The organism is Streptomyces carpinensis (assembly GCF_002154505.1).
Taxonomy (GTDB): domain Bacteria; phylum Actinomycetota; class Actinomycetes; order Streptomycetales; family Streptomycetaceae; genus Streptomyces; species Streptomyces carpinensis.
Genome location: NZ_MUBM01000738.1, coordinates 1 through 781 on the forward strand (window position 1 = coordinate 1; position 781 = coordinate 781).

The 781-nt window shown below is 70.0% G+C and carries 1 protein-coding gene; it reads left to right on the plus strand.

Features of this window, described 5'->3' with window-relative positions; genetic code table 11:
* Positions 1-22 precede the first annotated feature (22 nt).
* Positions 23-781: FAD-dependent monooxygenase (locus BZY54_RS48445; RefSeq protein ID WP_208641006.1), on the plus strand; the 759-nt coding region annotated here is incomplete at its 3' end.

Here is a 781-nt window from a genome sequence, read left to right on the forward strand (position 1 = left end):
CACCCCCGCCCTGGAGGCATCGATGCACCAAGAAGCCGACCACCGGGTACCGGTCCTCATCGTCGGCGGCTCCCTCGTGGGCCTGTCCACCTCGCTGTTCCTCGGCCGCCTCGGTGTGCCGCACATGCTCGTCGAACGGCACTCCGGCACCTCCATCCACCCACGCGGACGCGGCAACAACGTACGGACGATGGAGCTGTACCGGGTGGCCGGCATCGAACCGGCCATCAAGACCGCCGCATCGCTCCTCGCCGACAACCACGGCATCCTGCAGACCCCGACCCTCGTCGGAGACGCCGGCGAATGGCTGTTCAAGCACATCGACCCCGGCGGCGGCATCTCGAAGTTCAGTCCCACCGGCTGGTGCCTGTGCAGCCAGAACGACCTGGAACCCGTACTGCTGGAGGGCGCACGCGCGCTCGGCCCCGGCGACCTGCGCTACTCCCACGAGATGGAGAGCTTCGAACAGGACGGCGAGGCGGTCACCGCGGTCGTACGGGACCGCACCACCGACGAGCGCTACACGGTCCGCGCCGACTACCTGGTCGCCGCCGACGGCCCGCGCAGCCCGGTCCGCCAAGCCCTCGGCATCGGCCAGACCGGCCCCGGCGACCTCTTCGCCAACGTCAGCGTCACCTTCCGCTCCAAGCTCCTCGGCGACGTCGTCGGTGACCGCCGCTTCATCTGCTGCTACCTCACCCACCCGGACGCCGACGGCGCCCTGCTCCCGGTCGACAACAAGGAGAACTGGGTCTTCCACGCCCCCTGGCACCCCGAGCGC